Origin of the sequence: Mycobacterium sp. Root265, assembly GCF_001428895.1 — a bacterium.
Classification (GTDB): Bacteria; Actinomycetota; Actinomycetes; order Mycobacteriales; family Mycobacteriaceae; genus Mycobacterium.
Window position 1 is genome coordinate 651,480 of record NZ_LMJA01000001.1, and the last position, 25,455, is coordinate 676,934.

Here is a 25,455-nt window from a genome sequence, read left to right on the forward strand (position 1 = left end):
GGTCCGCCGACCGCGCGGTTACCCGGTACCCACGCTGGGCGGCCGCGACACGCACTGCGCGGAGTACAGCTCCTCGCCCAAGGTGTCCATCAACTGCAGCTGGGTTTCCAGGTAGTCGATGTGACTTTCCTCGTCGGCGAGAATCGTCTCCAGGATGCCGGCCGAGGTGGCGTCCTGTTTCTCACGGCACATGACGACGCCGGGACGCAGCCTGGCCACCACCTCATATTCGATCGCGAGGTCCGATTCGAACTGCTCGCGCAGGGTCTGGCCGACACGGAGCGAGAACAGCCGCTGATAGTTCGGCAGGCCGTCGAGGAGCAGAATCCGATCGGTGATCGTTTCCGCGTGACGCATTTCCTCGAATGATTCTTCCCGGGTGTGGCGGGCCAATTCGGTGAATCCCCAATTGTCCTGCATCTTCGAATGCAGGAAATACTGGTTGATCGCCGTGAGTTCACTCGTCAGCTGCTCATTGAGCAGTTTGAGAACGTCTGGATCGCCTTGCATGTCGCTCCTAGGCACCTGAGGGCTGGTCAAGTTTGTTAAAGCCGTGCGCCTCTGAATCTAGTCCAGTGGACAGGTGGCGGCGAGAGCGGCGACGGCGGTTCGGAGACATTTTTCAGACGGGTTCGGCGCGCCGTAGGTGAGGCTAACCCTAGTCAGAGGCCTTGTTATGGACTGGCTACCCTTAGTTAGGTTACACTGACCTAACCCGCTGACGGTCGACGTCGGCAGCCCGGATCAACGCGGATGCAATGGGAGGAACGGTGGCGGAATTCAATTCCCAGTCGTCCGTTCCCGCCGTCGCGCTATCGCCGCGCAACGCCATTTCCGCATTGACATTCGAGATGAATGATCGCCATTCGACGGCGAATATGAATGCCCGCCTTTTCTCCGGATACGCACCGCTGCCCGGACGCGAAAACAATGGCGCACCGCAGCCCGTTCCAATGTTGTCCACGGACACGGCGGCCTGAGCGCATGTTCGTCTGTCTGTGCACCGGAGCCACCACCCAGGCCGTCCACGACGCGGTCGCCGCGGGTGCCACCACCTCCCGGCAGGTCGCAGACGCCTGCGGCGCCGGTTCGGACTGCGGCCGGTGCCGTCGCACGGTGCGGGCCATCCTGGCGGCCTCCCGCACCGCCGTCGACTGCCCGGTGCACGCAGGGCGCTGACGGCCTACCCGCGACCGTCCACGAACGAGGCCAGCGCATCGACATTGGCCGCCTGCCCCAACAGCTCGGCGAACAGGGCATTCTCCCGTTCGCTCGCCGCCGCGATACCCGGACGGACCGGCTCCATCATCGTCTGCTTGACCGCGAGCAGACTGTTGAGCGGCCGCGAGGACAGCACCTCGGCGTGCCGTCGGGCCTCCGCCAGCAACTCGTCGGGCTCGCAGACCTTCCACACCAGTCCCATGCGCAGCGCCTCGGCGGCGTCCACCCACTCCGAGGACAGCAGCAGCCAGGCCGCGTTCTGCCGGCCGATCAACCGCGGCAACAGATATGAGGACGCGGCCTCCGGCGGCACGCCCAGGCTGGTGAACGGGCACTTCAGTCGGGCAGTGCTGGACATGAAGGCCAGGTCGGCATAACCGAGGATGGTGGTGCCGATGCCCAGTCCGACACCGTTGACCGCGCAGATGAGCGGCTTGGGGAAGGCCGCCAGCGCTTCCAGCATGCCGCGGAACCCGTGCTTACCGGGCTGATAGTTCGGGTCGGTGACCAGCTTCTGCATCTCCACCAGGTCGTTGCCGGCGCTGAAGGCGCGCCCGGCGCCGGTCAGCAGCACCACCGAGACTTCGGGGTCCTCGGCCGCCGCCAGCAGCGCCTCGGTGGTCGCGTCGTAGAGCGCCTCACTGAAGGCGTTGAGCGCCTCGGGGCGGTTGAACGTCAGCGTGCGTACCCGATTCTCATCGGCGATCAACAGTGTCACGGTTGCAGCGTAAGGGTCGGGGTCCACAGCACGTAGCGACTGGTCGGCACCGTGTCGATGTCGCGGTCCGCGCCGAACCGCGCCACGCTGGCCGCCATCTTGCCCATCCGGTCGCCGAGATCGGCATCGTCAGCGGCGCCGAAGAACGCATGCAGATCCGACACGGCCTCGATGGGGAACAGTTCCTCGACGATGGCGTCGATCGGCGGCGCGTCCGGTGTCAATGCCCGCACGACGGTGTTCTGGGTGTAGCCGAAGGTCGCCTGGGTCGCGATGGCCACCGGCGTGTGGTCGATGTGCCAGCGCTGCAGCCACGTTGCGATGTCCAGGTCCGGTGGCCGTCGCAGCAATGCCACGTTGGCCAGGCCCGGGGTGCGGGCGCTCGGCGCCACCTCCGGGCCCGGCAGCGGGACCGACTCCGTCACCAGATAGGCGGCCGATACCTGGCATTCGGCCGCGAGCAGCTCCAGCGCTCTGCGCAGCGCCGCGCCGTAATACTGCTGGGTCCAGATGCTGACCACCGCCGCCACCGGCGGATCCAGCGTGGTGAGCGTCATCATCGAGGCGCTGACCGCCGCGTCGCGCACGTTCACCGTCAGGCCCGCGAGATCGAGCTCGGACAACTCGGTGGCGACCCGGGTCCGCAACCGGGTGCACCACTGTTCGTCGGGATTCGCGGAGCGCAGCGTGACCATGACCTTTTCCACCCGCTGAACCTAACAAGACGATCGCACCTGCCACACCCGTCCGCCGGGTAACAATGGCGGGGTGACCATCGGCCGTCAACTGCGACTGACGTTGTATGACGCCGGCGCGGTCGGGCGCAGTCTTGCCGGGGTGCTGGCGGTCGTGCTGGTGGCGGCCTGGGTGAGTTCGGCCGCCGCCGCGGTCAGTGCCGGCGCTGCCGCCATCGTCGCGGGCGCGAGCGCCCTGCAGGACAGTCCGCGTAGCCGGTTCCCCACCGTCGTGGTGGTGTCGCTGGAGATGGCCCTGGCCGTCCTGCTGGGGTCGGTGACCGAGGGCAACAGCATCGCGTTCGTCGTCGTGACGGCGCTGTGGTGCGTCGCGGCCGGGCTGCACTGGGCCATCAGCGCCAACGCCGGGCTGGTGGCCGCCGCCGGCGCGGCGCTCATCCTGACGACGGCCCCCACCGCGCACACCGTGGGATCGGTGTCGGCCACCGTGGCACTCGCCCTGGTCGGTGGACTCTCACAGGCCGTCCTGATCGCGGCCTGGCCGCAACGCCGGTGGCGCACCCAGCGCAGCGCTCTCACCCGCGCCTACCTGTCCCTGGCCGCCGATGCCGACCGGATCGCCGTCGACTCCGACACCCGGATCGACACGGAACCGATGATCCGGCTGCGGGACGCCTTCACCGTGAGCGAGGCGCTGGCCAAACGTCGACCACCGATCTACCGCGGCTGGTACAGCCTGCCCGAGCGCATCGCCGAGTCGTTGGCCGGGCTCGGCGCGCACAATGACGACGACGCCGTCGTGCGAGTGCTGCACAGTGCCTCGGAGTTGCTCGTCATCGTGGCCCACGCCAGGCGGCGGTCCCGAGGCGAACTGGGCTACGCGACCGGCCAATTGGATGGTGCGGCGGACGGCGTCCAGGGTGACGCACGGGAAATCGCGCTGCGGTTGTCGACCCAGCTCCGCGAGGCCGTGGAACTACGGTTCGGGCAGTTCGAACCCGAGCAGGTCGCGGATCTGGGACGCGCAGTGGTGCCCGACGCGCTGACCGCGACCGCCGGTTTGGTGCGCTCCCAGCTCACCGGAAACTCGCCCATCCTGCGTCACACGGTGCGGCTGACCGCCGCGACGGCCGTCGGGGTGGCGCTGTGGCGCTTCGGCGGTATGCCGCACGGCGTGTGGGTGCCCTTGACGGTGCTGATGGTGCTGCGCCCCGAGACAGCGCACACCTACACCCGGTGCGTCGGTCGTATCGGCGGCACCGCAGCCGGGGTGGCCGTGGCCGCGGTGCTGGCGTCCCTGACCGAACCCACGGCACTGGTGTCGGCGCTGTTGGCGGTGACCTTCCTGGCGGTCGGTTATCTGACCTCCGAATTCAGCTACGTCGGGGTGAACACGGCCATCGCGGGTGCGCTCGTCTTCCTGATCGACACCGGTGGCCCGGGCGGGGCCGGGGCGATCGGCGATCAGCTGCTGGCGGTGGTGACCGGTGGCGGACTGGCCGTCGCCGTGCACGTGCTGGTGCCGGACAACGCTCTGGTCCGGTTGCGGCAACGCGCCGGCGAGCTCCTGAAGACCGAAATCGACTATGCGGCAACCGTCATCAAGGCCTTCGTGCACGACCTCGACCATCCGAAGGAACAGCTGGAATCGGCGTGGGGGCGTGCGGTCAGCGCGCGCGCCGCGTTCGAGGCCACCGCGGGCGCCACCGGCACGGAGTCCGGATCGCTGCGGCGGTGGATGCGCTCCTACCGGGCCGCGTTGAACTCGGTCACCACATCGTGTGCCGCCCTGGAGGCGCATCTGCCTGCGCACCCGCCCCCCAACCTGAACCGCGAATTCGTGGCCGCCGTCGACGATTACGTCAAAGCACTGTCCGGTGAACCGGCGACTCCGGCCGCGCCGTGGAGTGTGGACACCGACGCACTGCTGGCAGCCAGCGCGAGCGTGCGCGACGCCGCGTCGTCGCTGACCGACGCGCACGCCGCGGAACGGCTGCTGGTCGGCGAGATCGCCACCATCACCGGGGTGGTCACCGAGATCGCGACACGCGATATCGGGCTGTCTAGTCCCGGGCCCACTTCGGCCGGATGAAGACGCCCTCGGCCTGAACGGTAGGCCCCTCGGCATCCGAGATGATGCCGGCGGCATAGGTTTTCACACCTTCGGTACGAACGATCGCGGCCTCGACGTGCAGTGCGCCCAGCGGCGTCGGACGCAGATAGCGCATGCTGATCGTCCCGGTCAATCGCGGGCTGGTGGCGGGGCTCGCCGATTCACCGAGCACATGATCGAGGATCAGCGCGGCCACTCCCCCGTGCACATGCCCCGGCGGACCTTCGTAGGCGGCGCCGAGCGTGAAATCGGCGAACACCCCGCCGTCGTCCTTGTGCTGAATGTGCAGCGGCGGCGCGATCGGGTTGCGCAGGCCGATGACGGCGTTACCCCACGGCATCCGGTCTCCATGCGCGGTGAATCGCACCCCGAACGGCCCGTCGAGCTGATCGGTGCGCAGGGCTGCCGTCGCGGCATCGATCTGGGCCTTCGCGGCGGCCACCGTCTCGGCATCTGCCGCCGTGCGGATGGTGGCGTCGATGAGTTCGCGCACCGATTCGGTGAGGGGCCGGTAGATGTGGCGAAGGCGCTCGACGTCCTCGGCACTGAGGTCCTCGAGAGTGAAGTCCAGCATCCGAGAACTAGAACACGTTCTATCGGCGGTGTCGAGTCACCGGCCGCGGCCGACCCGGCAGCGCACCGCAAAAGTTCCTACGATGGCCACTGAGTCGGCACAGGCCGGCATGAGGGGGCACCGAACCTGCCATGGCGGCACCGAGGATTGACGGATCGCAGCACGAGTCGCCCGCGACGCTCGTCGATGTCGCCGGCAGCAGGCTGCGTGCCGCCATCCTCAGTGGCGCGCTCGGCCCCGGCGACAAGCTCGTCGAAGAACAGTTGTGCGCCGACTTCGGCATCGGCCGGGCCCCGCTGCGGGAGGCGCTGCGCCTGCTGACCCAGCAGGGACTCGTCGAAAGGGTCCCCCGTCGCGGCTCACGGGTGGCCGACTGGTCCCCGGACGAGATCCTGCAGTTGTTCGCGCTGCGGCACGTGCTGGAACGGCATGCGATCGAGACGGCGCTACCGCTGGCCGATCCGCCGACCGCACTGCAACCGGTACGCCGGGTGCTCGATGAGATGCGCAGCGCCACAGACGAGCTGGAACGCGACGACGCCCACCGGCGCTTTCACGCCGCGGTCGTCGGATTGGCGGGCCGGCGTCAGCTCGACATCGCCCTGGAACCGATCCTGATCAAGTTGCAGCTCCCGATGGCGATGAACCTGCGTGAGGAAGCCCGGCACCACCGGTCCAGTGACGGGATCGACCGGCATCTGGCCATCCTCACCGCCCTGGAGAGCAACAATTCCGACACCGTGATCACCGCGCTGGAAGATCACGGCCACCTGCAGTATCTGAACCTGCGGCCGAATCGCTAACACGATCGACACACGGGCGTTCCGCGAACGCCATCATTTTGTCGACAATTTCCAACTATGGGTTTTGAAGCGCACGGCCCGTCCATCGGCCCGTCGGTAGCGGAGATCCTCGCCTCGCATGCGGGCGGGACGGGTTCGCCGACGAAGACGGCCGCTCGGGTGGCCGATGCCATTGCCGCACGCGGGGACGACGGGACCTGGCTGTCCACGGTGCCGCGCGAGGAGCTGCTGGCGGCCGCGGCCGAGATCGAGAGCCGCCCGGCGGCGCGCACGCTGCCGCTGTACGGCGTTCCGTTCGGGGTCAAGGACAGTATCGACGTCGCCGGGATACCGACGACACTGTCCTGCCCGGATTACGCCTACCTCGCCGAGCGGACCGCACCGGCCGTGCAGCGGCTACTCGATGCCGGCGCGCTCTACGTCGGCAAGACGAACCTGGACCAGTTCGCCACCGGCCTCAACGGAACCCGGACCCCGTACCCGGTGCCGCGCAGCGTCTTCGGCAATGAGATGATCTCCGGCGGTTCCAGCTCGGGTTCGGCTCTGGCAGTGGCCCTCGGGCAGGTTCCGTTCGCGGTCGCGACCGACACCGCGGGGTCCGGACGGGTGCCGGCCGCACTCAACGGGGTGGTCGGGTTCAAGCCGTCACGCGGCCTGATCAGCACCGTCGGCCTGGTACCGGCGTGCAAATCGCTGGACTGCCTCAGCGTGATGGCCGGCTGCATCGGCGATGTGGACCGCGTCTTCGAGGTGATGGCCGGCCGCGATGACGACGACGCCTGGTCTCGGGACCGCGGTGCGCGTTATGACGGACGGACGATCCGGGTCGGCCTGCCGCCGGTGGACGACCTGGAGTTCTTCGGCGATGACGCGGTGCGCGCGGCGCACCTGAACTTCCGCGAACAGCTGAGCCGTCAGGTGACGGTCGTCGAGGTGTCGCTGGAACCGTTCCTCGCCGCTGGCGCCCTGCTGTATCAGGGGCCCTGGGTGGCCGAGCGCCTGGTCGAGTTCGGCGAATTCCTTTCCACCCGACCGGATTCCATTCACCCGGTGGTGCGCGACATCTTCCGCAGCGGACTGGCCTACACCGCGGTCGATGCGTTCGCCGCGCTGCAACGGCTGCAGGAACTCAAGGCGCACGTGGCCAGGGTGTGGCAGACCATGGACGTGCTGGTGGTCCCGACCATCGGCACCACCTTCACCGTCGACGAGGTGCTGGCACGTCCCATCGACACGAACACCATGCTCGGGCACTACACCCATTTCGGGAACCTGCTCGATCTGCTGGGCATCGCGGTCCCGGCCGGCACCACCACCGACGGACGGCCGCACAGCGCCATGCTGCTGGCCAACGCCGGATCCGATGACACCGCACTGGCTTTGGCCGCACAGATCCTCGACGAACCCCGCGCCCCCGCCGCAACACCAGCCACGACGCGCCACAAGGAGCAGGTATGAGTACGACTTCCGTCGATGTGCCCGCCGAGCCATCGCCGTTCCCTCTCATCAGCGGCCGAACCGCGCTCATCATCATCGACATGCAGCGGGACTTCCTGTTGCCCGGTGGATTCGGCGAAAGCCTCGGCAACGATGTCGACCAACTGCTCAAGGTGGTGCCGCCGCTGGCCGCGTTGGTCGCCGCGGCCCGCGAGGCCGGGATCCTGGTCATCCACACCCGGGAAGGACACGTTCCCGACCTGTCGGACTGCCCGCCGGCCAAACTCAGTCGCGGCGCCCCGTCCAAACGCATCGGCGATCCCGGGAAGTACGGCCGCATCCTGATCCGCGGCGAGTACGGCCACGACATCGTCGACGAACTGAGCCCCGTCGACGGCGAGGTGGTGATCGACAAACCCGGCAAGGGCGCGTTCTACGCCACCGAGCTACAGGACGTGCTCGGACGCGCCGGGATCACCCAGTTGCTCGTCACCGGTGTCACCACCGAGGTGTGCGTGCACACCACCACCCGCGAGGCCAACGATCGCGGTTACGAATGCCTGGTGGTATCCGATTGCGTGGGTTCGTATTTCCCGGAGTTCCAGCGGGTGGGGCTGGAAATGATCAAGGCCCAGGGGGGCATCTTCGGCTGGGTCGCCGACAGCTCGGCAGTCATTCCCGCACTACACAACCTCGCGCTGTCCGCCGCCTGAAAGGACCCAGTCATGAGCACCGAGATCTCCGATCCCCCCGTCGACCCGCCCACCAAGAAGCCCGCGCCGACGGTCGCCTGGTGGACCCGTGGCGACACCAATGCCTTCTTCGGTCTGGGCTTCAACATCCTGGTCAACGTCCTCACCCTGACCGGCCTGATGATCGGCGTCATCGCCGTGCCGGCCGGAGACGTGCTCGGCACCGTGCTGCCCGCCCTGGGCGTCGCACTGATCCTGGGCAACCTGTACTACACCTTCCTGGCCCGGCGGCTTGCCAAGCGGGAGAACCGGTCCGACGTCACCGCGCTGCCGTACGGGCCGTCGGTGCCGCACATGTTCATCGTGGTGTTCGTCGTGATGCTGCCGGTGTACCTGAACACCGACGATGCGGTCCAAGCCTGGTCGGCCGGATTGGCCTGGGCGTTCATGATCGGTGTGATCGTGATGATCGGCGCGTTCGTCGGCCCCTACATCCGCAAGCTGACGCCGCGGGCGGCCATGCTGGGCACCCTGGCCGGCATCTCGATCACCTTCATCTCGATGCGACCGGCCGCGCAGATGTGGGAGGCGGCCTGGATCGGCCTGCCCGTGCTGGCCATCATCCTGATCGGGTTCTTCACCGACGTGAAACTGCCGTTCGGCATCCCCGTGGGACTGGCGGCGCTACTGGTGGGCACCGCGATCGGCTGGATCGGTGGCTACATGTCGGCACCCGATGTCGGTCAGGCTTTCTCCGACATCGCCGTCGGCATCCCCGATCTGCGTCTGGACCTGTTGTTCTCCGGGCTGTCCAACCTGGCGCCGTTGCTGGGCACCGCAATTCCTTTGGGTGTGTACAACTTCACCGAGGCGATGAGCAACGTCGAGAGTGCGGCCGCCGCGGGTGACAACTACAACCTGCGCAGCGTGCTGCTGGCCGACGGTGCCGGCGCGGTCGTCGGATCGGCATTCGGATCGCCGTTCCCGCCCGCGGTCTACATCGGCCACCCCGGCTGGAAGGACGCCGGCGGCCGGGCGAGCTACTCCCTGGCCAGCGGTCTGATGATCGGGATCTTCTGTTTCGTCGGGCTGTTCGGCATCTTGGATGCGCTGCTGCCGGTGCCCGCGATCGTGCCGATCCTGCTCTACATCGGCCTGCTCATCGGAGCGCAGGCCTTCCAGGCGGTCCCCCGCCTGCACGCCATCGCCGTGGTCGCCGCCATACTGCCCAACCTCGCCGAGTGGGCCAAGACCCAGGTCGACAACGCGCTCAACGCGGCGGGAACCTCGGCGTCCGAGGTCGGCATGGAGGCGCTCAACGGTGCCGGCGTGGTCTACGAGGGGTTGAAGACCCTCGGCGAGGGCGCGGTGCTCGTCGGCCTGATCCTCGGCACCATGGTGACCTTCATCCTGGACAAGAAGTTCCGCTATGCCGCGATCGCGGCGACCGTCGGCGCCGCGCTGAGCTTCATCGGCCTGATCCACGCACCCGAGGTCTCCTGGGCGGCCAGTCCCGCAGTGGCCCTTGGCTATCTGTTCTTCGCCGTGGTCTGCCTGGCGTACTCGCTGCTGCCCGGCGCGAAGGACCCGGTGGTCGTCGACGAGTCCGATATCGTCGCCGGCCACTGAACCGGGCGAAACTCGCGTACCCGTCGTAAAACCCCGCTCCCAACTACGGGTACGCGAGTTTCGCCCGGCCTGGGACGCGGGTCACAGCGCAGCTCAGCAGGTGTCATAGATAACCTAAGCTTTCGTAGTCATCTGTCCACGAAGTGGCTTACGCTGTGATTCATGGCAGCACGCACACACAGCGCCGACCCGCGCGCCGAGCGGGTCCGCACCCTCCTGCACGAGGCGGCATTCGCGCTCGCCCACGAACGCCCGGTCGATGAACTCACCGTGGCCGTCATCGTGGGCCGGGCGGGTGTCAGCCGGCAGGTCTTCTACCAACACTTCCGCGACCGCGACGACGCCGTCGCGGCGGCCTTCTCGGTCGCCTTCGGACAGGCATGCGCCGATAACGGCGGCGACGCACGGGTGCGCATCATGCGCCTGTTCGATTTCGCCGGCGAACACCGCGCGATGTACCGCAATGTGGTGCCCAGTTCGGTCACCCAACGGGTGGTCAGCGCCTTCCGCGCCGAACTCGCCCCCGCCTGCGCCGAGATCGCGCGGGCGGGCACCGGCCCTGGGGGCACCGTGACGCCGATCGCCGGACTGACCGTCGAAGCCGTGACCCGCTTCCTGGTGGGCGGCTTCATGGAGGTACTGCGGTCCTGGATGGAGGAGCCCGAGGCGCGCGACGCCCGAGACCTCCGCGACCGTGTCGCCGCCGCCTTCGACACCGTCAACGCGCTTCTGACGCTGCCCGACACCGCTGGGAGGGCATGACATGGGCAAGCACAACGGCCAGACCACCGCACCGTCCATCCCGACAGGACACGGGATCACCCGCACCCAGGTCCGCCATGTGGTGCTGGCCATGGTCACCTTCACCCTGCTGGTGCTCGCGATGATCGCGAGCTACGCCGGCGCCTTCGCCAAACCCACCCTGCACCACCTCGACATCGCCGTCGCCGCACCGCAGCAGATGCTCGACGCGCTCGACACGCGCTCCGAATTGGATGTGACCGCCGTCGGTGACGACGCCGCGGCCCGTGCCCAGGTCCTCGAGCGCAAGGCCGACGCCGCGTTCGTGGTCCAGCCATCGGGACGCCTCGATGTCTATGTCGCGGGCGGCGGCGGGCGCAGCGTCGCCACCGCCGCCGAGACCGTCGGACGCGCAACCGCGACCGAGGCCGGCCTGGCACCCGTGGTGACCGACATTGCGCCGACGTCGGCGGGCGACCCGTCCGGCACCGTCGAGTTCTATGCGGTCATCTTCGTGTCCATCGGGGCCTCGGTCGGTGCCGCCGCGTTCGGGCGGTTGGTCGGCGCGGTGCGGCGGCCCTGGACGCTGGGACTGCGCACCCTGACGCTCTCGGCCTACTCCGCGCTGCTGGCCGGCGTGGTGACCGTGTACGTGGACGCCGCACTCGGCGCGCTGACCGGCCATCCCTGGCAGGTGTTCGGCGCACTGTGGCTCTACGCCATGGCCGTCGGCGGCGCCGTCACCGGGGTGGCCGCCGCGTTCGGGACGGCGGCGGCGATGGCGGTGACCGCATTTCTGGTGGTCGTCGGCAACGCCGCTGCCGCCGGACCGATCGGGCGGCCGCTGCTGTCGGGTTTCTACACGACTTTCAATCACGTCGTTCCGCAGGGATCCGGGGTCTCACTGCTGCGCAGCATCGAATACTTCGGCGGCAACGGTGCGTTGACACCGCTTGGGACGCTGATGATTTGGGCCGCAACCGGCTGCATCCTGGCGGTGCTGGCCACCACCTTGCGAATGCCCGGCACCAAGCAGTTGTGGCAACGCATCGCCACCCGCACCTGAGGACAACTATCGTTCTCGCCATGAGCGAGCCGTACTACGACCTCGGGTCCTATCACCGGCCGATCGACACCACTGCCCCGCAGGCTCAGATGTGGTTCGACCGCGGATTGGTGTGGGCCTACGCGTTCAATCACGAAGAGGCCGTGCACTGTTTCGAACGGGCCCTCGAACTGGATCCCGACCTCGCCATCGCCCGGTGGGGCATCGCCTACGCCGTCGGCCCGAACTACAACAAGGCGTGGGACGCGTTCGACCCGGTCGAACTCGCGGTCTCGCTGGCCCGCGCCCGGGCGGAGCTGGCCGCCGCGGCGGGCGGCCGGGCATCAGCCACCGAGCGCGCGCTCATCGATGCGCTGGCGACGCGCTTCCCCACCGACGACCCCGATGACGCGGCAGCGCTCGCCGCGGGCCACCTCGCCTACGCCGAGGCCATGTCCGCAGTGGTGCAGAACCATCCCGATGACGTCGACGTCCAGACCCTGACTGCCGACGCGCTGCTCAATGTCACCGCATGGGCGTTGTGGGACAGCGCGACCGGGGATCCCGCGGAAGGATCCAGGGTCGTCGAGGCCAAGGCCATTCTCGATGCCGCCCTTGCCACCCCGATCGGGCGTGCCCACCCCGGGGTACTGCACCTCTACATCCACGCCATGGAGATGTCGGCGCACCCCGAGGAAGCGCTGCCCGCGGCCGATCTGCTGCGCGATCTGGTCCCCGACGCCGGGCACCTGCAGCACATGCCGAGTCACATCGATGTGCTCTGCGGCGACTACCGGGCCTCGGTGATCGCCAACCACGCTGCGGTGCGGGCAGACCGGAAGTTCGTCGAACGGTCCGGCCCGCTGAACTTCTACTCCCTCTACCGCGCGCACGATCTGCACTTCGTGGTCTATTCGGCCATGTTCGAGGGCCGGTTCCAGGTCGCCGAGGATGCGGCCGCCGAGCTCGCCGGCCAGCTGACACCCGAGCTGCTGGCCATCGAATCGCCACCGATGGCGGACTGGCTGGAGGCGTTCGTCCCGCTGCGGGTGCACGTCCTGGTGCGGTTCGGCCGGTGGGACGAGCTGACCGCCCTGCCCCTGCCCGCGGACCCGGACCTCTACTGCACCACCACGGCGACCATTCACTACGGACGCGGTGTCGCGCACGCCGCGAAAGGCCAGTTACCTCAGGCGCATGCCGAACAGGAGGCGCTGGCTGCGAGCTACGCGCGTATCCCCGATTCCCGCTACCTGTTCAACAACACCAGCCGCGACATCCTCGCGGTAGCCGTGGCCATGCTCGACGGCGAAATCGCTTACCGGGAAGGACGATTCGAGGAAGCGTTCAGCCATCTGCGGCGTGCCATCGCACTGGACGACGCGCTGCCCTACGACGAGCCGTGGGGTTGGATGCAACCGACCCGGCACGCCTACGGGGCCCTGCTGCTCGAACAGGGACGCGTCGAGGAGGCCGCCGGCGTCTACGCCGCCGACCTGGGGCTCGACGACACCTTGCGGCGTTCGTGCCAGCACCCCGGGAACGTCTGGAGCCTGCACGGATACCACGAAAGCCTGCGCCGCCTGGGCCGCGACGAGGAGGCCGACGTCATCGCCGCGGAGCTCGACGTGGCGCGGGCACGGGCCGATGTTCCGGTGCTGGCGTCCTGCGCTTGCCGGCTGGAGGTCACGAACCAGCCGACCCAATGTTGCGATTGAATGAATTTGGTTGCCTCTCAACGTGTCATGCCACCATTTGCGGTGGTGAGGGCTACTGTTGGCGGCAGAAGCGATACGGGGGGCTTGCACACATCTGGGTGAGGTGCTGCCCTCCGCTGTGGAGAGGACGCCCGATGACGTGCGAACGCCATGTAGAAGAACCCTTGTTCGCCCTTGTCCGGATGATCCGGGGTGCCGTCGAGGACCCCGTTCGTTCGGCCGGCGGCGACGATCATGACCTCGAGGCGATCGCCGTCGCGGCGGCCTACGCGGCATGGTGCTGGGGGTCCGCCCCGACCGCCGATGCCGAGCCTCCCGGCCTGGCGAGCATGCCCGCGTAAACTGCCGGTGTGCCGATCAGCGACAAAGACCTGCAATATCTGCGCCGCTGCGTAGGACTCGCCCGCACCGCCCACGAGGGTGGCGATGAACCGTTCGGGTCCATCCTGGTCGACGAGTCGGGCAGTGTGCTGTTCGAAGATCACAACCGGGTCCAGGGTGGCGATGCCACCCGACATCCCGAGTTCGCCATCGCGCGGTGGGCCGTCGAACGCCTGACACCGCAGCAGCGCGCCACCGCGGTGGTGTACACCTCCGGTGAGCACTGCGCCATGTGCTCGGCCGCGCACGCCTGGGTCGGCCTCGGCCGCATTGTCTACGCGACCTCCTCGGAGCAACTGAGCCGGTGGTGCACCGAGTGGGGTACCCCGCCCGCGCCGGTCGCCGCACTCCCCATCACGGTCGTCGCGCCCGGCATCCCCTGCGACGGGCCGGCACCGGAGTTGGAGGACGACATGCGAGCACTCTACGAAGCGACGTTCCGCCCGTGACCGATCCAGGCTGGGTGCAGCACGTCATCTGGTGGCAGATCTATCCCCTCGGCTTCGTCGGGGCGTTTCCCTCCGAGAAGCCGCCGACCGCCGATGAGCACCGGTTGCTGCGCATCGTCGAATGGCTGGACCACGCAGTGGAACTCGGCGCCTCCGGGATCGCGCTGGGCCCGGTATTCGCTTCCCGGACCCACGGCTACGACACCACCGACCACCTGCGTATCGACCCGCGACTGGGCGACGAGGCCGACTTCGACGAGTTGATCGGCGAATGCCACCGGCGCGGACTGCGGGTGCTGCTCGACGGCGTGTTCAACCACGTCGGCACCGATTTTCCGCGCTACCGCGATGCGCTGGCGAACGGCCCCGATGACTGGTTCCGCAAAAGCCGCAACGGTTTTGCCACCTTCGAGGGCCACGGCGAACTGATCGCCCTGAACCATGAGAACCCCGATGTCATCGCCTACACGATCGAGGTCATGGACCACTGGCTCGGACGCGGAGCCGACGGCTGGCGCCTCGACGCCGCCTATGCGGTCGACCCGTCGTTCTGGGCCGCAGTACTGCCCGAGGTGCGCCGCCGGCACCCCGATGCGTGGTTCGTCGGGGAGGTCATCCACGGCGACTACCCGGCGCAGCTGCGTGCGGGCACGCTGGATTCCATCACCCAGTACGAGCTGTGGAAGGCGATCTGGAGCAGCCTCAACGACGGCAATTTCCACGAACTCGACTGGGCCCTGCAGCGGCACAACGAGTTCCTGGACACCTTCGTCCCGCTCACCTTCATCGGCAACCACGATGTCAGCAGAATCGCCAGCCAGCTGACCGATGTGCGGCACGTGGAACACGCATTGGTGCTCCTGCTGACCACCGGCGGGACGCCGAGTATCTACGCCGGCGACGAATGGGCGGCCCACGGCGTCAAGGAGGAACGCGTCGGTGGCGACGACGCGGTGCGCCCCGAATTCGGGCATCCGCAGCCGGGCCCGCACGACATTCTGTCGCTGCATCAGTATCTGATCGGCCTGCGCCGCCGGAACCCGTGGTTGCACACCGCGACCACCGAGTCCCTGCAGCTGACCAACACCGGCTACATCTACCGCACCAGCGCCGGCGACCGCGCGCTGGTGGTCGCGCTCAACATCGACGACGAGCCGCTGTCGGCGCAGTTACCCGACCCGGGCCACGTCGTCGCCGGTTCCGGCGCCCCACCCGCCGAACGGGTGCAGCAGCTCGTGGTGCCCGCACACGGTTGGGTGATCGTCGACGCCGGATGATCCGGCTCGATCAGCCGGGCGTCTCGTCACACTCGGACCACGTGTAGTGCTGTTCGGCCGCCGTTCCGCCACCGAGCATGAAGGCCCGATGGTGGCGGTCGGCCCGGCCGATGGCTGCCATCCAGGTGAACAGGGTGCTGACCCGGTTGCTCAGCCCGGTGAGGAACGCGATGTGGATGAAGCCCCACCCCAGCCAGCCCGCGAAACCGGACACCCGGACGGGCCCGACCTGCAGCAGCGCGTTGCCCCGGCTGATGTAGGCCGCCGATCCCAGATCCCGGTAGCGGTAGCGCTTGCGCGGTTTGCCATCGAGGTCCCGGCGCACGCAGGCGGCCACGTGCAGCCCGCCCTGCATGGCGTTCTCGGCGACGCCGGGTAGGTCGTCGCGGCCGACCAGATCTCCCACGATGAAGACCTCGGGGTACCCGGGCACCGAGAGATCGGGTTCGACACTGATCCGGCCGGCGCGGTCGGCCTGCGCCCCCAGCACTTCGGCGACGTGCCGCGCGAACGGCACGGCCTCGACACCAGCGGTCCACAACACGGTGCGCGCGGCGAACTGTTCGGCTGCCCCACCGGACTTCGGCGTCACGGTCACCCCGTCGCGTCCTACATCGGTGACGTGTACACCCATGTGCAATTCGACTCCGAGCGCCTCCAAGGTACGGGTGGCCTTGCCCGCCAGGCCCGGAGCGAAACTCTTGAGCACCCGGTCGCCGCCGTCGAACAACAACACCTTGGCGTCCTCGGGGGCGATGCTGTGGAACTCGTTGGCCAGCGTCCTGCTGGCCACCTCGCGGATCTGCCCGGCGATCTCCACACCGGTCGGTCCGCCACCGGCCACCGCGAAGGTCAGCCAGCTGTCCCGTTCGGGCCCCGGGGGCAACGTCTCGGCGATCTCGAAAGCGGTGAACAACCGTTGACGGATACACAAGGCGTCATCGAGTGTCTTCATTCCCGGCGCCCATTCGGCGAAATGCTCGTTGCCGAAATAGGACTGCTTCATGCCCGCGGCCACCACCAGGACGTCGTAGCCGACCGTGAAGGTGGTTTCATCGGGACGCATGGCTGTGACGGTGCGGGTGCCGGGGTCCAGCCGGATCGCCTCGCCCAGCAGGGTGGTCACATTGCGGTGGCGTGAAAGCTCTTCACGCAGCGACCGGCTGATGTGCCCGATGCTCAGCGTTCCGGTGGCGCATTGATACAGCAGCGGCTGAAAGATATGGCCCGCGCCGCGGTCGAGCAGGGTGACATCCACGTCGTGTCTGCCGAGCCTGCGTGCACAGAACAGTCCGCCGAATCCGCCGCCGATGATGAGCACCCTGGTGCGTTCGTCGCTCATCGCTTCGAGGGTAGCTGCATCGTGGGGGCCGACGGCCGGCATCCGCCAAGCGGAGCGCCACCGCTCGTCGCCGGGATAGGCTGCCGAATTGATGCCGACCACGATTGCGCCCGGCGACCTCGACGCGACAGCGTCGACACCGCACCTGAGCCGGCGCCACCTGTTCTCCCGAGCCAGTATCCAATCCAGACTGCTGTTGATGTTGCTCGCGACCAGCGTGCTGTCGGCGGCGATCGTCGGCTTCATCGGATATCAGTCCGGTCACGAGTCGCTGCGGGAGTCGGTGTTCGACCGGCTGACCGAGATCCGGGAGGCGCAGACACGGACTCTGGGCATCGGCGTGGCGGATCTGAAGGACTCGTTGGTGATCTACAGCCGCGGCGCGACGGCGACCCAGGCGCTCCAGGATTTCACCGCCGGCTTCGACCAGCTGGCCGACGCCACGATCAACCCACAGCAGCAACAACGCCTCACCGACTACTACACCGGACCATTCGCGCAGAAGGAAAAGGAACAGACCGGCAACGAGATCGATGTGGCCGCGCTGCTGCCCTACGGCAATGCCCAGCGCTACCTGCAGGCCCTGTACACGACGCCGTTCACCGACGACCAGCAGTCCATTCTGTTCGACGACGCCGGTGACCGCAGCGCATGGTCGGCGGCGAACGCGAAGTACAACGACTTCTTCCGCGAAATCGTCACCCGCTTCAAATACGAGGACGCGCTGCTCATCGACACCCGCGGCAACATCGTCTACACCGCGAACAAGGGTGTCGAACTCGGCAGCAACATTCTCAGCGGTCCCTACAAGGGCGGTAACCTCACCGAGGCCTACGTCAAGGCGATGCAGTCCAACGCGGTGGACTACGTGGCGATCACCGATTTCGGTGAATACCAGCCGGCACCCGCTCCCACGGCGTGGCTGGTGTCTCCGGTCGGGGACGCCGGCCGCGCCGCGGGCGTGCTGGCCATGCAGTTCCCCATCTCGAAGATCAACCGGTTGATGACGGTGGACAAGCAGTGGGAGGCGTCCGGGATGGGCCGGACCGGAGAAACCTACATCGTCGGGCCGGACGGCCTGATGCGCTCGGACTCACGGCTGTTCGTGGAGGATCGCGAAGCGTTCAAACGCGCCGTCATCGAGGCCGGGACGCCCCCGGAGGTCGCGGAGGACTCGCTTCGGCAGAACGGCACCACCCTGGTGCAACCGGTCGATGGTCCGTCCGCCGACAGCGCCCTGCGCGGTGAACGCGGCACTGTCGTCACCGACGACTACCTCGGGCAGCAGTCGTTGCAGGCGTACGGACCCGTGGAGATCGAAGGGCTGCACTGGGGAGTGATCGCCGAGATCGATACCGCAGAGGCCTTCGCGCCGGTGTCGGCATTCACCCGCACCCTGGTGCTGTCCACCGCGGCGATCATCTTCGTGGTCTCGATCGCGGCCATGCTGCTGGCGCGGTTCTTCGTGCGACCCATCCGACGGCTGGAAGCCGGAGCCAGACAAATCAGCTCCGGGGACTACGGCGTCACCGTTCCGGTGCTGTCCAGAGATGAATTCGGCGATCTCACAGTGGCTTTCAACGACATGAGCCGCAACCTGGCCATCAAGGAAGATCTGCTCAACGAGCAGCGCAGTGAGAACGACAGAATCATGCTGTCCCTGATGCCGGAGACGGCGGTGGCGCGCTATCGCGACGGTGAAGAGACCATCTCCCAGGATCATCAGGACGTATCCGTCATCTTCGCCGACATCGTCGGCCTGGAGGAACTCTCGGCGGAGCTGAGCTCCGAGGAGTCGCTGGCCATCGTCAACCGGTTGGTCCGCCAGTTCGACGCCGCGGCCGACAGTCTCGGGGTGGAACATATCCGCACCCTGCACAACGGGTATCTGGCCAGCTGCGGATTGAACGTACCTCGTCTCGACAATGTCCGGCGCACAGTGGATTTCGCGATGGAGATGCAGCTGATCGTGAACCGCTTCAACGGCGAGACCGGCAGCGCGCTCACGCTCCGGGCCGGTATCGACACCGGCACCGTCACCAGCGGCCTGGTGGGGCGCTCGACCCTGGCCTACGACATGTGGGGCGCCACGGTGGATCTGGCCAACCGGGTGCAGACCGGATCGGATCAGGGCGGCATCTACGTCACGGCCAGGGTGTATGACGCCCTCGGTGAGGAACACCGGTTCGTCCAGACCGGGGAGGTCGTGGGTGCCGACGGGGCCGAGCCGGTGTGGCGGCTCGTCGAGACCCAGCCGTGAACGAGATCACCGGAGCACCGTGGTTTGCCTGGGCGGTGGGCATCTCTGTCGGCCTGCCCCTGACGATCGTGCTGCTGACCGAACTGCGCAACGCACTGGTGCGCAGAGGAAGCATGCTGGCTCGCGCGGTCGGACTGCTGCGCAATTACATCCTGCCGCTGGGCGCACTGTTGCTGCTGCTCACCAAGGCCAACGAGGTGTCCGCGAATGCCACGCCGGTGCGGATCATCGCCACGGTGTTCGGATTCGTCGTTCTCATCCTGTTGTTGTCGGGGCTGAACGCCACCCTGTTCCAGGGCGCTCCCGACGACAGCTGGCGCAAACGTATGCCCTCGATCTTTCTGGACGTGGCCCGCTTTGCGGTGATCGCCGTCGGGCTGGCCCTGATCTTTTCCTATGTATGGGGCGCCAACGTCGGCGGTCTGTTCACCGCGCTGGGTATCACGTCGATCGTGTTGGGTCTGGCGCTGCAGAATTCGGTGGGCCAGATCGTCTCGGGTCTCCTGCTGCTGTTCGAGCAGCCGTTCCGCCTCGGCGACTGGCTCGACACCCCGAGCGCGCGTGGACGTGTCATCGAGGTGAACTGGCGCGCAACGCATATCGACACCCGTAGCGGCATGCAGATCATCCCCAACTCGGTGCTCGCCGGTGCGTCGTTCACCAATCTGAGCCGGCCGGCCGGTCAGCACTCGATCACGGTGCGCTGCGTGTTCGGTGTGGAGGATTCACCGGATGTGGTGTGCGCCCTGCTGGCCCGGGCGGCCAATGCGCTACCGCACTTGCGTGCCGGTGCGACGGCCACCGCCGTGTACAGCGGTGGGCTGGACTACCAGGCCTCCATCCCGCTGCGCTCCCCCACCGATGACGTCGCCGCCAGGGCGACGTTCCTGCGTTGGGTCTGGTACGCATCGCGTCGGGCCGAGCTTCATCTCGATGAGGCCGATGACGATTTCGCGACTCCGGAGCGGGTCGCTGACGCCATGACGATCGTGGCGTCCAGCCTGCGCCTGAAGGGTGCCGAGCTCGACGATGTGACGTCCCGGGTGCGGCTGGCGCGGTACGGCGCCGAGGAGTCCATTCAGTCACCCGGCCAGGTCCCGACCCGAATGACGTTCATCGTGCAGGGCCGGGTGAAACTGACGGCGGTGCGTGACGACGGCGTGATCGTCACGGTCCGCACGGCCGAGGAAGGCGACTTCCTCGGCCAGACCACGCTGACCCGGGAGCCCGTTGCGACGGGCGCGTATGCGCTCGACGAGGTCACCGTCGTGCAGATCGACCGGGGTGACCTGGAGCAGCTCGTCGCCCGGAAACCGGTGCTGCTGCAGGAATTCGGCAGGGCCATCGAGGAACGCCAGACCGCCGTCCGGCAGGCGCTGTCCGCGACCGACTGAACACCGGTGTCGGAGCTGGTCTCGACTCCGAGTCGCAATCGTTAGCAACCCGCGACCACACCACGCCGCGCTGTTACGCGTGTGACTGCTGAGGCGCATGTTCAACTACCTCACGAAGAAAGCAGCGGCGCTTGCTTAACACGTGAAGAAAGGTGGGTTGGTTGCCGTTATGAAGTTCATCAGAAATATCCGAGGCGGAGTGCTACGCAGGGCGGCGGTGGTCGCCGCTTCAGTCCTGGTGCTGCCCGGGCTGATCGGCTTCGCCGGGGGTTCGGCGACCGCTGGAGCGTTCTCGCGGCCGGGCCTGCCCGTCGAGTACCTGGACGTGTTCTCCCAGTCCATGAATCGCAACATCCGGGTGCAGTTCCAGGGCGGCGGGCCACACGCGGTCTACCTGCTCGACGGTCTTCGCGCCCAGGACGACTACAACGGCTGGGACATCAACACGGCCGCATTCGAGTACTACTACGAATCAGGTCTGTCGACCGTCATGCCGGTCGGCGGCCAGTCCAGCTTCTACACCGACTGGTACCAGCCGTCGAAGGGCAACGGGCAGAACTACACCTACAAGTGGGAGACGTTCCTGACCCAGGAACTGCCCACCTACCTGGAGGCCGCCAAGGGCGTGTCGCGGACCGGCAACGCCGCGGTCGGCATCTCGATGGCCGGCAGCGCGGCGCTGACCTACGCCATCCACCACCCGCAGCAGTTCATCTATGCGGCAACCCTGTCGGGCTTCCTGAACCCGTCCGAGGGCTGGTGGCCGATGCTGATCGGTCTGGCCATGAACGACGCCGGTGGCTTCAACGCCGAGAGCATGTGGGGCCCGTCGAGTGACCCGGCCTGGAAGCGCAACGACCCGATGGTCAACATCAACCAGCTGGTGGCCAACAACACCCGGGTCTGGATCTACTGCGGCACCGGCACCCCGTCGGATCTGGATGCCGCCGGAAACGCCGCCAACCTGATGGCCGCCCAGTTCCTGGAGGGCTTCACGCTGCGCACCAATGTCGCCTTCCGCGACAAGTACATCGCAGCCGGTGGCACCAACGGCGTGTTCAACTTCCCGCCGAACGGCACCCATAGCTGGGGCTACTGGGGCCAGCAGCTCCAGATGATGAAGCCGGATATCCAGCGTGTGCTGGGAGCTCAAGCCGTCGCCTGATGAGGGCTTGAGCCACCAAAACCCAGGGAGCCTGCCGTACCCCCCGAACGGCAGGCTCCCTGCTTTTGTGTGTTCGGGGGGCCCGGTCAGGTCGGTTGCACCTGAGCGCCGCGCGCGTCCTCTGCTGCACGGCGGCGCAGTTCGATGGCTTCGCCCAACATCCTGGCCAGCTGCGGATTGTTCTGTACCACAGAGCTGATGGTGCGGCGGGGAATGGCGAGCAAGGTGGTGTCGGTCAGCGCGACCGCCCCGGTGAGGACCGGCTGACGGGTCAACGCGGTGGTCCCGATGTAGTCCCCCACCTCGAGTCGCCCGACGGCAACCTGCTCGCCGATGTCGGTGATCACCGTCAGCTCCAGTTCCCCGGCGACGATGAAAGCAAGCGCATCCGGCACCGATCCGACCTCTTGGACGACCTCCCCCCGGCAGTAGATCAGCTGACGGCTTTCGGCGATCATGTCGGCGACGGTCTCCTCGTCCAGGCCCAGAGCCGACGCGATCCGGCGGGGGTGGGCGGCGATGTGAGTGTCGTCGCCGAATCCGCCGTCGGCTTCGTCGAGGTGCAAACCGGCGCGCCGCGCCGCATACCAGGTCCGCTGCAGCAGCGCATTTTTGGTCGAGCCGTCCTCGGCGGGTGATCCGATCGGCACCGACACCCGGTATTCGCCGGCGCCCAACGCGGATACTCGCGAGTCGACGTCGGCCAGTTTGGCGGGAAGGGCATCGGCGACGGCCCTGAGGGTCTCGACGACGGTGCCCGGCCGGTCATCGGCGGCAAACGCGAGTGTCGCGGTCGTATAGAAAGCGGCACCGTGCACGCGACTGAGGTTGGTGAACGACGCGCCGGCCAACGTCGCGTTCGGGACGATCTGGATGCCGTTGCCGGTGTCGATGTGAATGGAACGCCAGTTGACTTCGAGGACACGACCTTTCCCCGACGGGGTGTCCAGCCAGTCTCCGATGCGGAAGGGCTGCTCGAAGAGCAGGAACAGCCCGGCGATGACCGGGCCGACCGCCGTCTGCACCGCGAGACCGATGACGATGGATGTCACACCGACCGCGGCGAACAGCCCCCCGATATCGGTCCCCCACACCCAGGAGAACAGAACGCCCAGTCCGATCGCGATGACGATGAGCCGGCCGAGGTCGATGAAGATCGAGGGCAGCCGTTCCCGCCAACTACCGGCACGGGCTTGACCGAACAGGGCCGCATTGGCCCCCGACAGGGCAAACAGGATGACCAGGAAACCGAACATCGTCGCCGCGAGCCGTGGCCAGGTTGCCTCGGCGTCGGTGTCGTTGAGCTGATCGACCAGGATGAGCAGCGCCAGCGCCGGTAACACCGCGTTGCGCAGCAGCGCCACCGGACGGGCGTAGCTGCTGTGCCGGCGGGACAGATATTGCTGCACCTCGTTGAGGATCAACAGCGCCACGGGAAGCGCGACCACGACAATGGCGGTCGGCCAGAACCACGGTTGTGAGATCAGCGCGTTCATGACGTCACCCGGGTCGGAATCTGCAGTGCCCAGACGGTTTCGGTGCCGTCGTTGGTCGTCACCGTGCCCGCTTCTTCGAACGTGTAGAAGCCCGTGAGGCTGGTGTGCACGCGGTCGCTGACGAAGATGCCGGGTCGATCTGCGGCCGCATGCACCCGGTGCGCGAGATCGACCGCCTCACCCCACAGGTCGTAGATCCTGGTGCGTTGGCCGATCAGCCCGCTGGACACCGGGCCGCTGTCGATGCCGACCCGCACCGTCAACCCCGCGTTGTGCTGCTTGTTGAACAGCTCGATCACCTCCGCGAGTTCGATCGCGAAAGCGACGGTGCGGCTGGCGTGGTCGACTCGCGGAGTGACCAGCCCGCAGGTCGCCAGAAATCCGTTGTGCAAGCCACGCACCCGCTCGATGCCGTGGTGTTCGGCTGCCGCATCGAAGGACTCGAACAGCGTGTTGAGCAGCCGCACCGATTCGTCGGACGCCAACGACCGGCTGAAATCCTTGTAGTTCAACAGCTCTGCGTAGATCACCGAGACGTCGCGGTAATCGCTGCTGATTGTCTTCTCGCCCCCGCGGAATCGACGGGCGACCGACTCCGGCATCAACGAGGCCAGAAGTTCGTCGTTCTCCCGGCGTTGTTCGTCGATCAGTGCCTGCTTCGTTCTCAAGCTGTCGCTCATATTGTTGAATTCCGCGGCCAGGTCACCGAACTCATCCTGGGTCGTCACCGGGACGCTGACTCCCAGTTCACCTCCGGTCACCCGGCGCACGGCCGAAGCCAACTGCGTCAACGGACGTGTCAGCATCCGGCTGAGCAGCAACGCCAGGATGCACACCACCAACACGATGGCGGCGGTCGACAGCGCGATGTTACGGGCGAACCTGTTGACCGGGGCCAGTGCCTCGTTCTCGTCGATCTTGGCGACCAGCACCCAATCCAGGCCCGGAATGTCCAACGGCATATAGGCCACCAGTGAGGCCGGACCGATGTAGTCGTCATCGGTCACCACGCCGGATTCACCGGCCAGCGCATTGTTGACCGCCAGCGTGTCGACGGGCTGCAGAAGGACGCTTCCGTTGACCGCCACCTGCCGTTCGGCGACGTCGGTGGGCGTGCCGTTGTCGACCACCGCGTCGATATAACCGTCAGGATTGGTCACCAGCTCACGGGAGGCCGAACGCATCAACTTGTCGGAGCCGGCGAGATAGGTTTCGCCGGTCGCCCCCAGTCCGTCCTGCTCCCAGCCGTTGGCACCGGTCATCACATTGTTGATGCCGTCCAGCGACATCTGCAGGGCGAGAACTCCCACGATGTTGCCGCCGCTGCCGATCGGTGACAGTACCCACGGCGTCGGCTTGTCATAGGAGGGCGGATAGCGCTCGAAGTCGGTGACGAAGGTCTGGTCGACCGATGTGGCTTGCAGCGCCTCGCGATAACCGTCGGCCAACAACGATGTCCGGTAGGGCCCGGTGAACAAATTCGTCCCGAGGTCCGCACCCTTGTAGGCGGTGTAGACGGCATTGCCGTTGGTATCGAGCACCAGCGCGTCCTCGAAACCGAACCTCGTCGTCAGGTCCGCGAAAAAGCTCTGATAGCGCGCGTTCACCGCCGACCACGCACTGGGATCACCGGCTGTCCGCACCGCCAGTGCCTTCTCGAAGTCGCCCCCGGCCGGAACCGTGTAGGCGTTCTGCAGGTAGATGGCCGCGTTGCCGGTCGGCTCGAACAGCGTCGGGTCGGCCGGCTCACCGGTGCGGGCACTCAACTCGGGTGCGAACACCGTTTCGTAGAACTTCGCCACGTTGGCCTCGGCGTCGGGCGGCGGCGGGGTGGATTCGAGTTCGGCGAAGGCCGCACCGAATTCGCGGGCAGCGTTCACCGTCGTCGTCCCGTGCGTGACGATCGAGGCGGCGTCGGTGATCATTCGGTAATAGGCGGTGATTTCCCGCGCCCGGGACTCCCGGAGCTGCGTCATCCGGGCGAATTCCGCGCTACGCAACGAGTCTGTGCCCGACACATATCCGATGGCGCCGGCGACGAGCACCGACAAGACACTGACCACGAGCAATACGATCAACAATTTGGATTGAATGCCGAGCGACCGACGCGGCCCACCTGAACGGGCGAAGCGTGATGCCACAAGCGACCTCTTCCATCGGACGATCGGAACCATCGCCGAGACGCAAAGAACGCGCTGCCGCACCCACCGCGTACCGACTGATTAGGTCATCAAGATATGCCGCGATGACCGAATACGCGGCGACCTTTCGCGAATCAAGCCAAACCACTGCTCGGGCGCGAGAC

Annotated in this window: 23 protein-coding genes; 16 read left to right on the top strand and 7 right to left on the bottom strand. The window is 67.2% G+C overall.

Annotation, left to right across the window (positions count from 1 at the left end):
• Positions 1 to 18 precede the first annotated feature (18 nt).
• The gene (bfr, locus tag ASE48_RS03065; protein WP_057165492.1) at positions 19 to 510 is read right to left on the bottom strand and encodes a bacterioferritin; all 492 of its coding nucleotides are present in this window, start codon (positions 508 to 510) and stop codon (positions 19 to 21) included.
• Between the two features lie 260 nt (positions 511 to 770).
• Here bfr and ASE48_RS32530 point away from each other — a divergent pair, with 260 nt between their 5' ends.
• Together ASE48_RS32530 and ASE48_RS03070 are read left to right on the top strand one after the other, a co-directional pair.
• A complete protein-coding gene (locus ASE48_RS32530; RefSeq protein ID WP_156409009.1) occupies positions 771 to 980 on the top strand; it encodes a hypothetical protein in 210 nt (69 codons plus the stop codon).
• A 4-nt stretch (positions 981 to 984) separates the two neighbouring features.
• The gene (locus ASE48_RS03070; RefSeq protein WP_057165493.1) at positions 985 to 1,179 is read left to right on the top strand and encodes a (2Fe-2S)-binding protein; all 195 of its coding nucleotides are present in this window, start codon (positions 985 to 987) and stop codon (positions 1,177 to 1,179) included.
• A 4-nt stretch (positions 1,180 to 1,183) separates the two neighbouring features.
• On the opposite strand, the gene ASE48_RS03075 is transcribed toward ASE48_RS03070, so the two are convergent.
• Together ASE48_RS03075 and ASE48_RS03080 are read right to left on the bottom strand one after the other, a co-directional pair.
• Complete coding sequence (locus ASE48_RS03075) at positions 1,184 to 1,939, bottom strand: enoyl-CoA hydratase/isomerase family protein (RefSeq protein ID WP_057165494.1); 756 nt, start codon at positions 1,937 to 1,939, stop codon at positions 1,184 to 1,186.
• Positions 1,936 to 2,646: an EthD domain-containing protein gene (locus ASE48_RS03080; protein ID WP_057165495.1), complete on the bottom strand. Its 711-nt coding sequence runs from the start codon at positions 2,644 to 2,646 to the stop codon at positions 1,936 to 1,938. The genes ASE48_RS03075 and ASE48_RS03080 overlap by 4 nt, the downstream gene beginning before the upstream one ends.
• 61 nt (positions 2,647 to 2,707) lie before the next feature.
• Here ASE48_RS03080 and ASE48_RS03085 point away from each other — a divergent pair, with 61 nt between their 5' ends.
• Positions 2,708 to 4,726, top strand: coding sequence for an FUSC family protein (locus ASE48_RS03085; protein ID WP_057165496.1), 2,019 nt, complete (start codon positions 2,708 to 2,710; stop codon positions 4,724 to 4,726).
• On the opposite strand, the gene ASE48_RS03090 is transcribed toward ASE48_RS03085, so the two are convergent.
• The gene (locus ASE48_RS03090; protein ID WP_057165497.1) at positions 4,698 to 5,321 is read right to left on the bottom strand and encodes a PaaI family thioesterase; all 624 of its coding nucleotides are present in this window, start codon (positions 5,319 to 5,321) and stop codon (positions 4,698 to 4,700) included. The two genes, ASE48_RS03085 and ASE48_RS03090, sit on opposite strands and share 29 nt — an antisense overlap.
• A gap of 131 nt (positions 5,322 to 5,452) precedes the next feature.
• Between ASE48_RS03090 and ASE48_RS03095 the strand changes: the two genes are divergently transcribed.
• From ASE48_RS03095 to ASE48_RS03135, 10 genes are all read left to right on the top strand, one after another.
• Positions 5,453 to 6,124 carry a GntR family transcriptional regulator gene (locus ASE48_RS03095; protein WP_057165498.1) on the top strand — a complete coding sequence of 224 codons (672 nt, stop codon included), beginning with the start codon at positions 5,453 to 5,455 and terminating at the stop codon, positions 6,122 to 6,124.
• A 57-nt stretch (positions 6,125 to 6,181) separates the two neighbouring features.
• Entirely contained in the window at positions 6,182 to 7,582 is a 1,401-nt protein-coding gene (locus ASE48_RS03100; RefSeq protein WP_057165499.1) for an allophanate hydrolase, read from the top strand.
• Entirely contained in the window at positions 7,579 to 8,274 is a 696-nt protein-coding gene (locus tag ASE48_RS03105) for a cysteine hydrolase family protein (protein WP_057165500.1), read from the top strand. The genes ASE48_RS03100 and ASE48_RS03105 overlap by 4 nt, the downstream gene beginning before the upstream one ends.
• Positions 8,275 to 8,286: 12 nt before the next feature.
• Positions 8,287 to 9,882, top strand: coding sequence for a hypothetical protein (locus ASE48_RS03110; RefSeq protein ID WP_057165501.1), 1,596 nt, complete (start codon positions 8,287 to 8,289; stop codon positions 9,880 to 9,882).
• A 162-nt stretch (positions 9,883 to 10,044) separates the two neighbouring features.
• Entirely contained in the window at positions 10,045 to 10,644 is a 600-nt protein-coding gene (locus tag ASE48_RS03115) for a TetR/AcrR family transcriptional regulator (RefSeq protein WP_057165502.1), read from the top strand.
• Between the two features lies 1 nt (position 10,645).
• Positions 10,646 to 11,689 carry a hypothetical protein gene (locus ASE48_RS03120; protein WP_057165503.1) on the top strand — a complete coding sequence of 348 codons (1,044 nt, stop codon included), beginning with the start codon at positions 10,646 to 10,648 and terminating at the stop codon, positions 11,687 to 11,689.
• 20 nt (positions 11,690 to 11,709) lie between these two features.
• Positions 11,710 to 13,386, top strand: a complete 1,677-nt coding sequence (locus tag ASE48_RS03125) for a tetratricopeptide repeat protein (protein WP_057165504.1) — start codon at positions 11,710 to 11,712, stop codon at positions 13,384 to 13,386.
• Positions 13,387 to 13,520: 134 nt separating this feature from the next.
• On the top strand, positions 13,521 to 13,727 hold the full coding sequence (locus ASE48_RS32535; protein WP_156409010.1) for a hypothetical protein: 207 nt from the start codon (positions 13,521 to 13,523) through the stop codon (positions 13,725 to 13,727).
• Between the two features lie 9 nt (positions 13,728 to 13,736).
• The gene (locus ASE48_RS03130) at positions 13,737 to 14,216 is read left to right on the top strand and encodes a nucleoside deaminase (protein WP_057165505.1); all 480 of its coding nucleotides are present in this window, start codon (positions 13,737 to 13,739) and stop codon (positions 14,214 to 14,216) included.
• On the top strand, positions 14,213 to 15,493 hold the full coding sequence (locus ASE48_RS03135; protein WP_057165506.1) for an alpha-amylase family protein: 1,281 nt from the start codon (positions 14,213 to 14,215) through the stop codon (positions 15,491 to 15,493). Before ASE48_RS03130 ends, ASE48_RS03135 begins: the two co-directional genes overlap by 4 nt.
• 10 nt (positions 15,494 to 15,503) lie before the next feature.
• Here ASE48_RS03135 and ASE48_RS03140 read toward each other — a convergent pair whose 3' ends face one another.
• Positions 15,504 to 16,835: an NAD(P)/FAD-dependent oxidoreductase gene (locus ASE48_RS03140; RefSeq protein ID WP_057165507.1), complete on the bottom strand. Its 1,332-nt coding sequence runs from the start codon at positions 16,833 to 16,835 to the stop codon at positions 15,504 to 15,506.
• Positions 16,836 to 16,926: 91 nt separating this feature from the next.
• Here ASE48_RS03140 and ASE48_RS03145 point away from each other — a divergent pair, with 91 nt between their 5' ends.
• The 3 genes from ASE48_RS03145 (at position 16,927) to ASE48_RS03155 (ending at position 21,654) form a co-directional block, all read left to right on the top strand.
• Positions 16,927 to 19,095, top strand: a complete 2,169-nt coding sequence (locus tag ASE48_RS03145; RefSeq protein WP_057165508.1) for an adenylate/guanylate cyclase domain-containing protein — start codon at positions 16,927 to 16,929, stop codon at positions 19,093 to 19,095.
• Positions 19,092 to 20,489 carry a mechanosensitive ion channel domain-containing protein gene (locus tag ASE48_RS03150; RefSeq protein WP_057165509.1) on the top strand — a complete coding sequence of 466 codons (1,398 nt, stop codon included), beginning with the start codon at positions 19,092 to 19,094 and terminating at the stop codon, positions 20,487 to 20,489. Before ASE48_RS03145 ends, ASE48_RS03150 begins: the two co-directional genes overlap by 4 nt.
• A gap of 169 nt (positions 20,490 to 20,658) precedes the next feature.
• Positions 20,659 to 21,654: an esterase family protein gene (locus ASE48_RS03155; protein WP_057165510.1), complete on the top strand. Its 996-nt coding sequence runs from the start codon at positions 20,659 to 20,661 to the stop codon at positions 21,652 to 21,654.
• Positions 21,655 to 21,740: 86 nt separating this feature from the next.
• Here ASE48_RS03155 and ASE48_RS03160 read toward each other — a convergent pair whose 3' ends face one another.
• Positions 21,741 to 23,150, bottom strand: coding sequence for a mechanosensitive ion channel domain-containing protein (locus ASE48_RS03160; RefSeq protein ID WP_057165511.1), 1,410 nt, complete (start codon positions 23,148 to 23,150; stop codon positions 21,741 to 21,743).
• A complete protein-coding gene (locus tag ASE48_RS03165) occupies positions 23,147 to 25,213 on the bottom strand; it encodes an adenylate/guanylate cyclase domain-containing protein (protein ID WP_057165512.1) in 2,067 nt (688 codons plus the stop codon). The genes ASE48_RS03160 and ASE48_RS03165 overlap by 4 nt, the downstream gene beginning before the upstream one ends.
• Positions 25,214 to 25,455: the final 242 nt, after the last annotated feature.

Coding starts and splice junctions, on each gene's coding strand:
- bfr (WP_057165492.1), bottom strand. CDS start 510: ATGCAAGGCGATCCAGACGTTCTCAAACTGCTCAATGAGCAGCTGACG.
- ASE48_RS03070 (WP_057165493.1), top strand. CDS start 985: ATGTTCGTCTGTCTGTGCACCGGAGCCACCACCCAGGCCGTCCACGAC.
- ASE48_RS03090 (WP_057165497.1), bottom strand. CDS start 5,321: ATGCTGGACTTCACTCTCGAGGACCTCAGTGCCGAGGACGTCGAGCGC.
- ASE48_RS03095 (WP_057165498.1), top strand. CDS start 5,453: ATGGCGGCACCGAGGATTGACGGATCGCAGCACGAGTCGCCCGCGACG.
- ASE48_RS03100 (WP_057165499.1), top strand. CDS start 6,182: ATGGGTTTTGAAGCGCACGGCCCGTCCATCGGCCCGTCGGTAGCGGAG.
- ASE48_RS03105 (WP_057165500.1), top strand. CDS start 7,579: ATGAGTACGACTTCCGTCGATGTGCCCGCCGAGCCATCGCCGTTCCCT.
- ASE48_RS03110 (WP_057165501.1), top strand. CDS start 8,287: ATGAGCACCGAGATCTCCGATCCCCCCGTCGACCCGCCCACCAAGAAG.
- ASE48_RS03115 (WP_057165502.1), top strand. CDS start 10,045: ATGGCAGCACGCACACACAGCGCCGACCCGCGCGCCGAGCGGGTCCGC.
- ASE48_RS03120 (WP_057165503.1), top strand. CDS start 10,646: ATGGGCAAGCACAACGGCCAGACCACCGCACCGTCCATCCCGACAGGA.
- ASE48_RS03125 (WP_057165504.1), top strand. CDS start 11,710: ATGAGCGAGCCGTACTACGACCTCGGGTCCTATCACCGGCCGATCGAC.
- ASE48_RS32535 (WP_156409010.1), top strand. CDS start 13,521: ATGACGTGCGAACGCCATGTAGAAGAACCCTTGTTCGCCCTTGTCCGG.
- ASE48_RS03140 (WP_057165507.1), bottom strand. CDS start 16,835: ATGAGCGACGAACGCACCAGGGTGCTCATCATCGGCGGCGGATTCGGC.
- ASE48_RS03145 (WP_057165508.1), top strand. CDS start 16,927: ATGCCGACCACGATTGCGCCCGGCGACCTCGACGCGACAGCGTCGACA.
- ASE48_RS03155 (WP_057165510.1), top strand. CDS start 20,659: ATGAAGTTCATCAGAAATATCCGAGGCGGAGTGCTACGCAGGGCGGCG.
- ASE48_RS03160 (WP_057165511.1), bottom strand. CDS start 23,150: ATGAACGCGCTGATCTCACAACCGTGGTTCTGGCCGACCGCCATTGTC.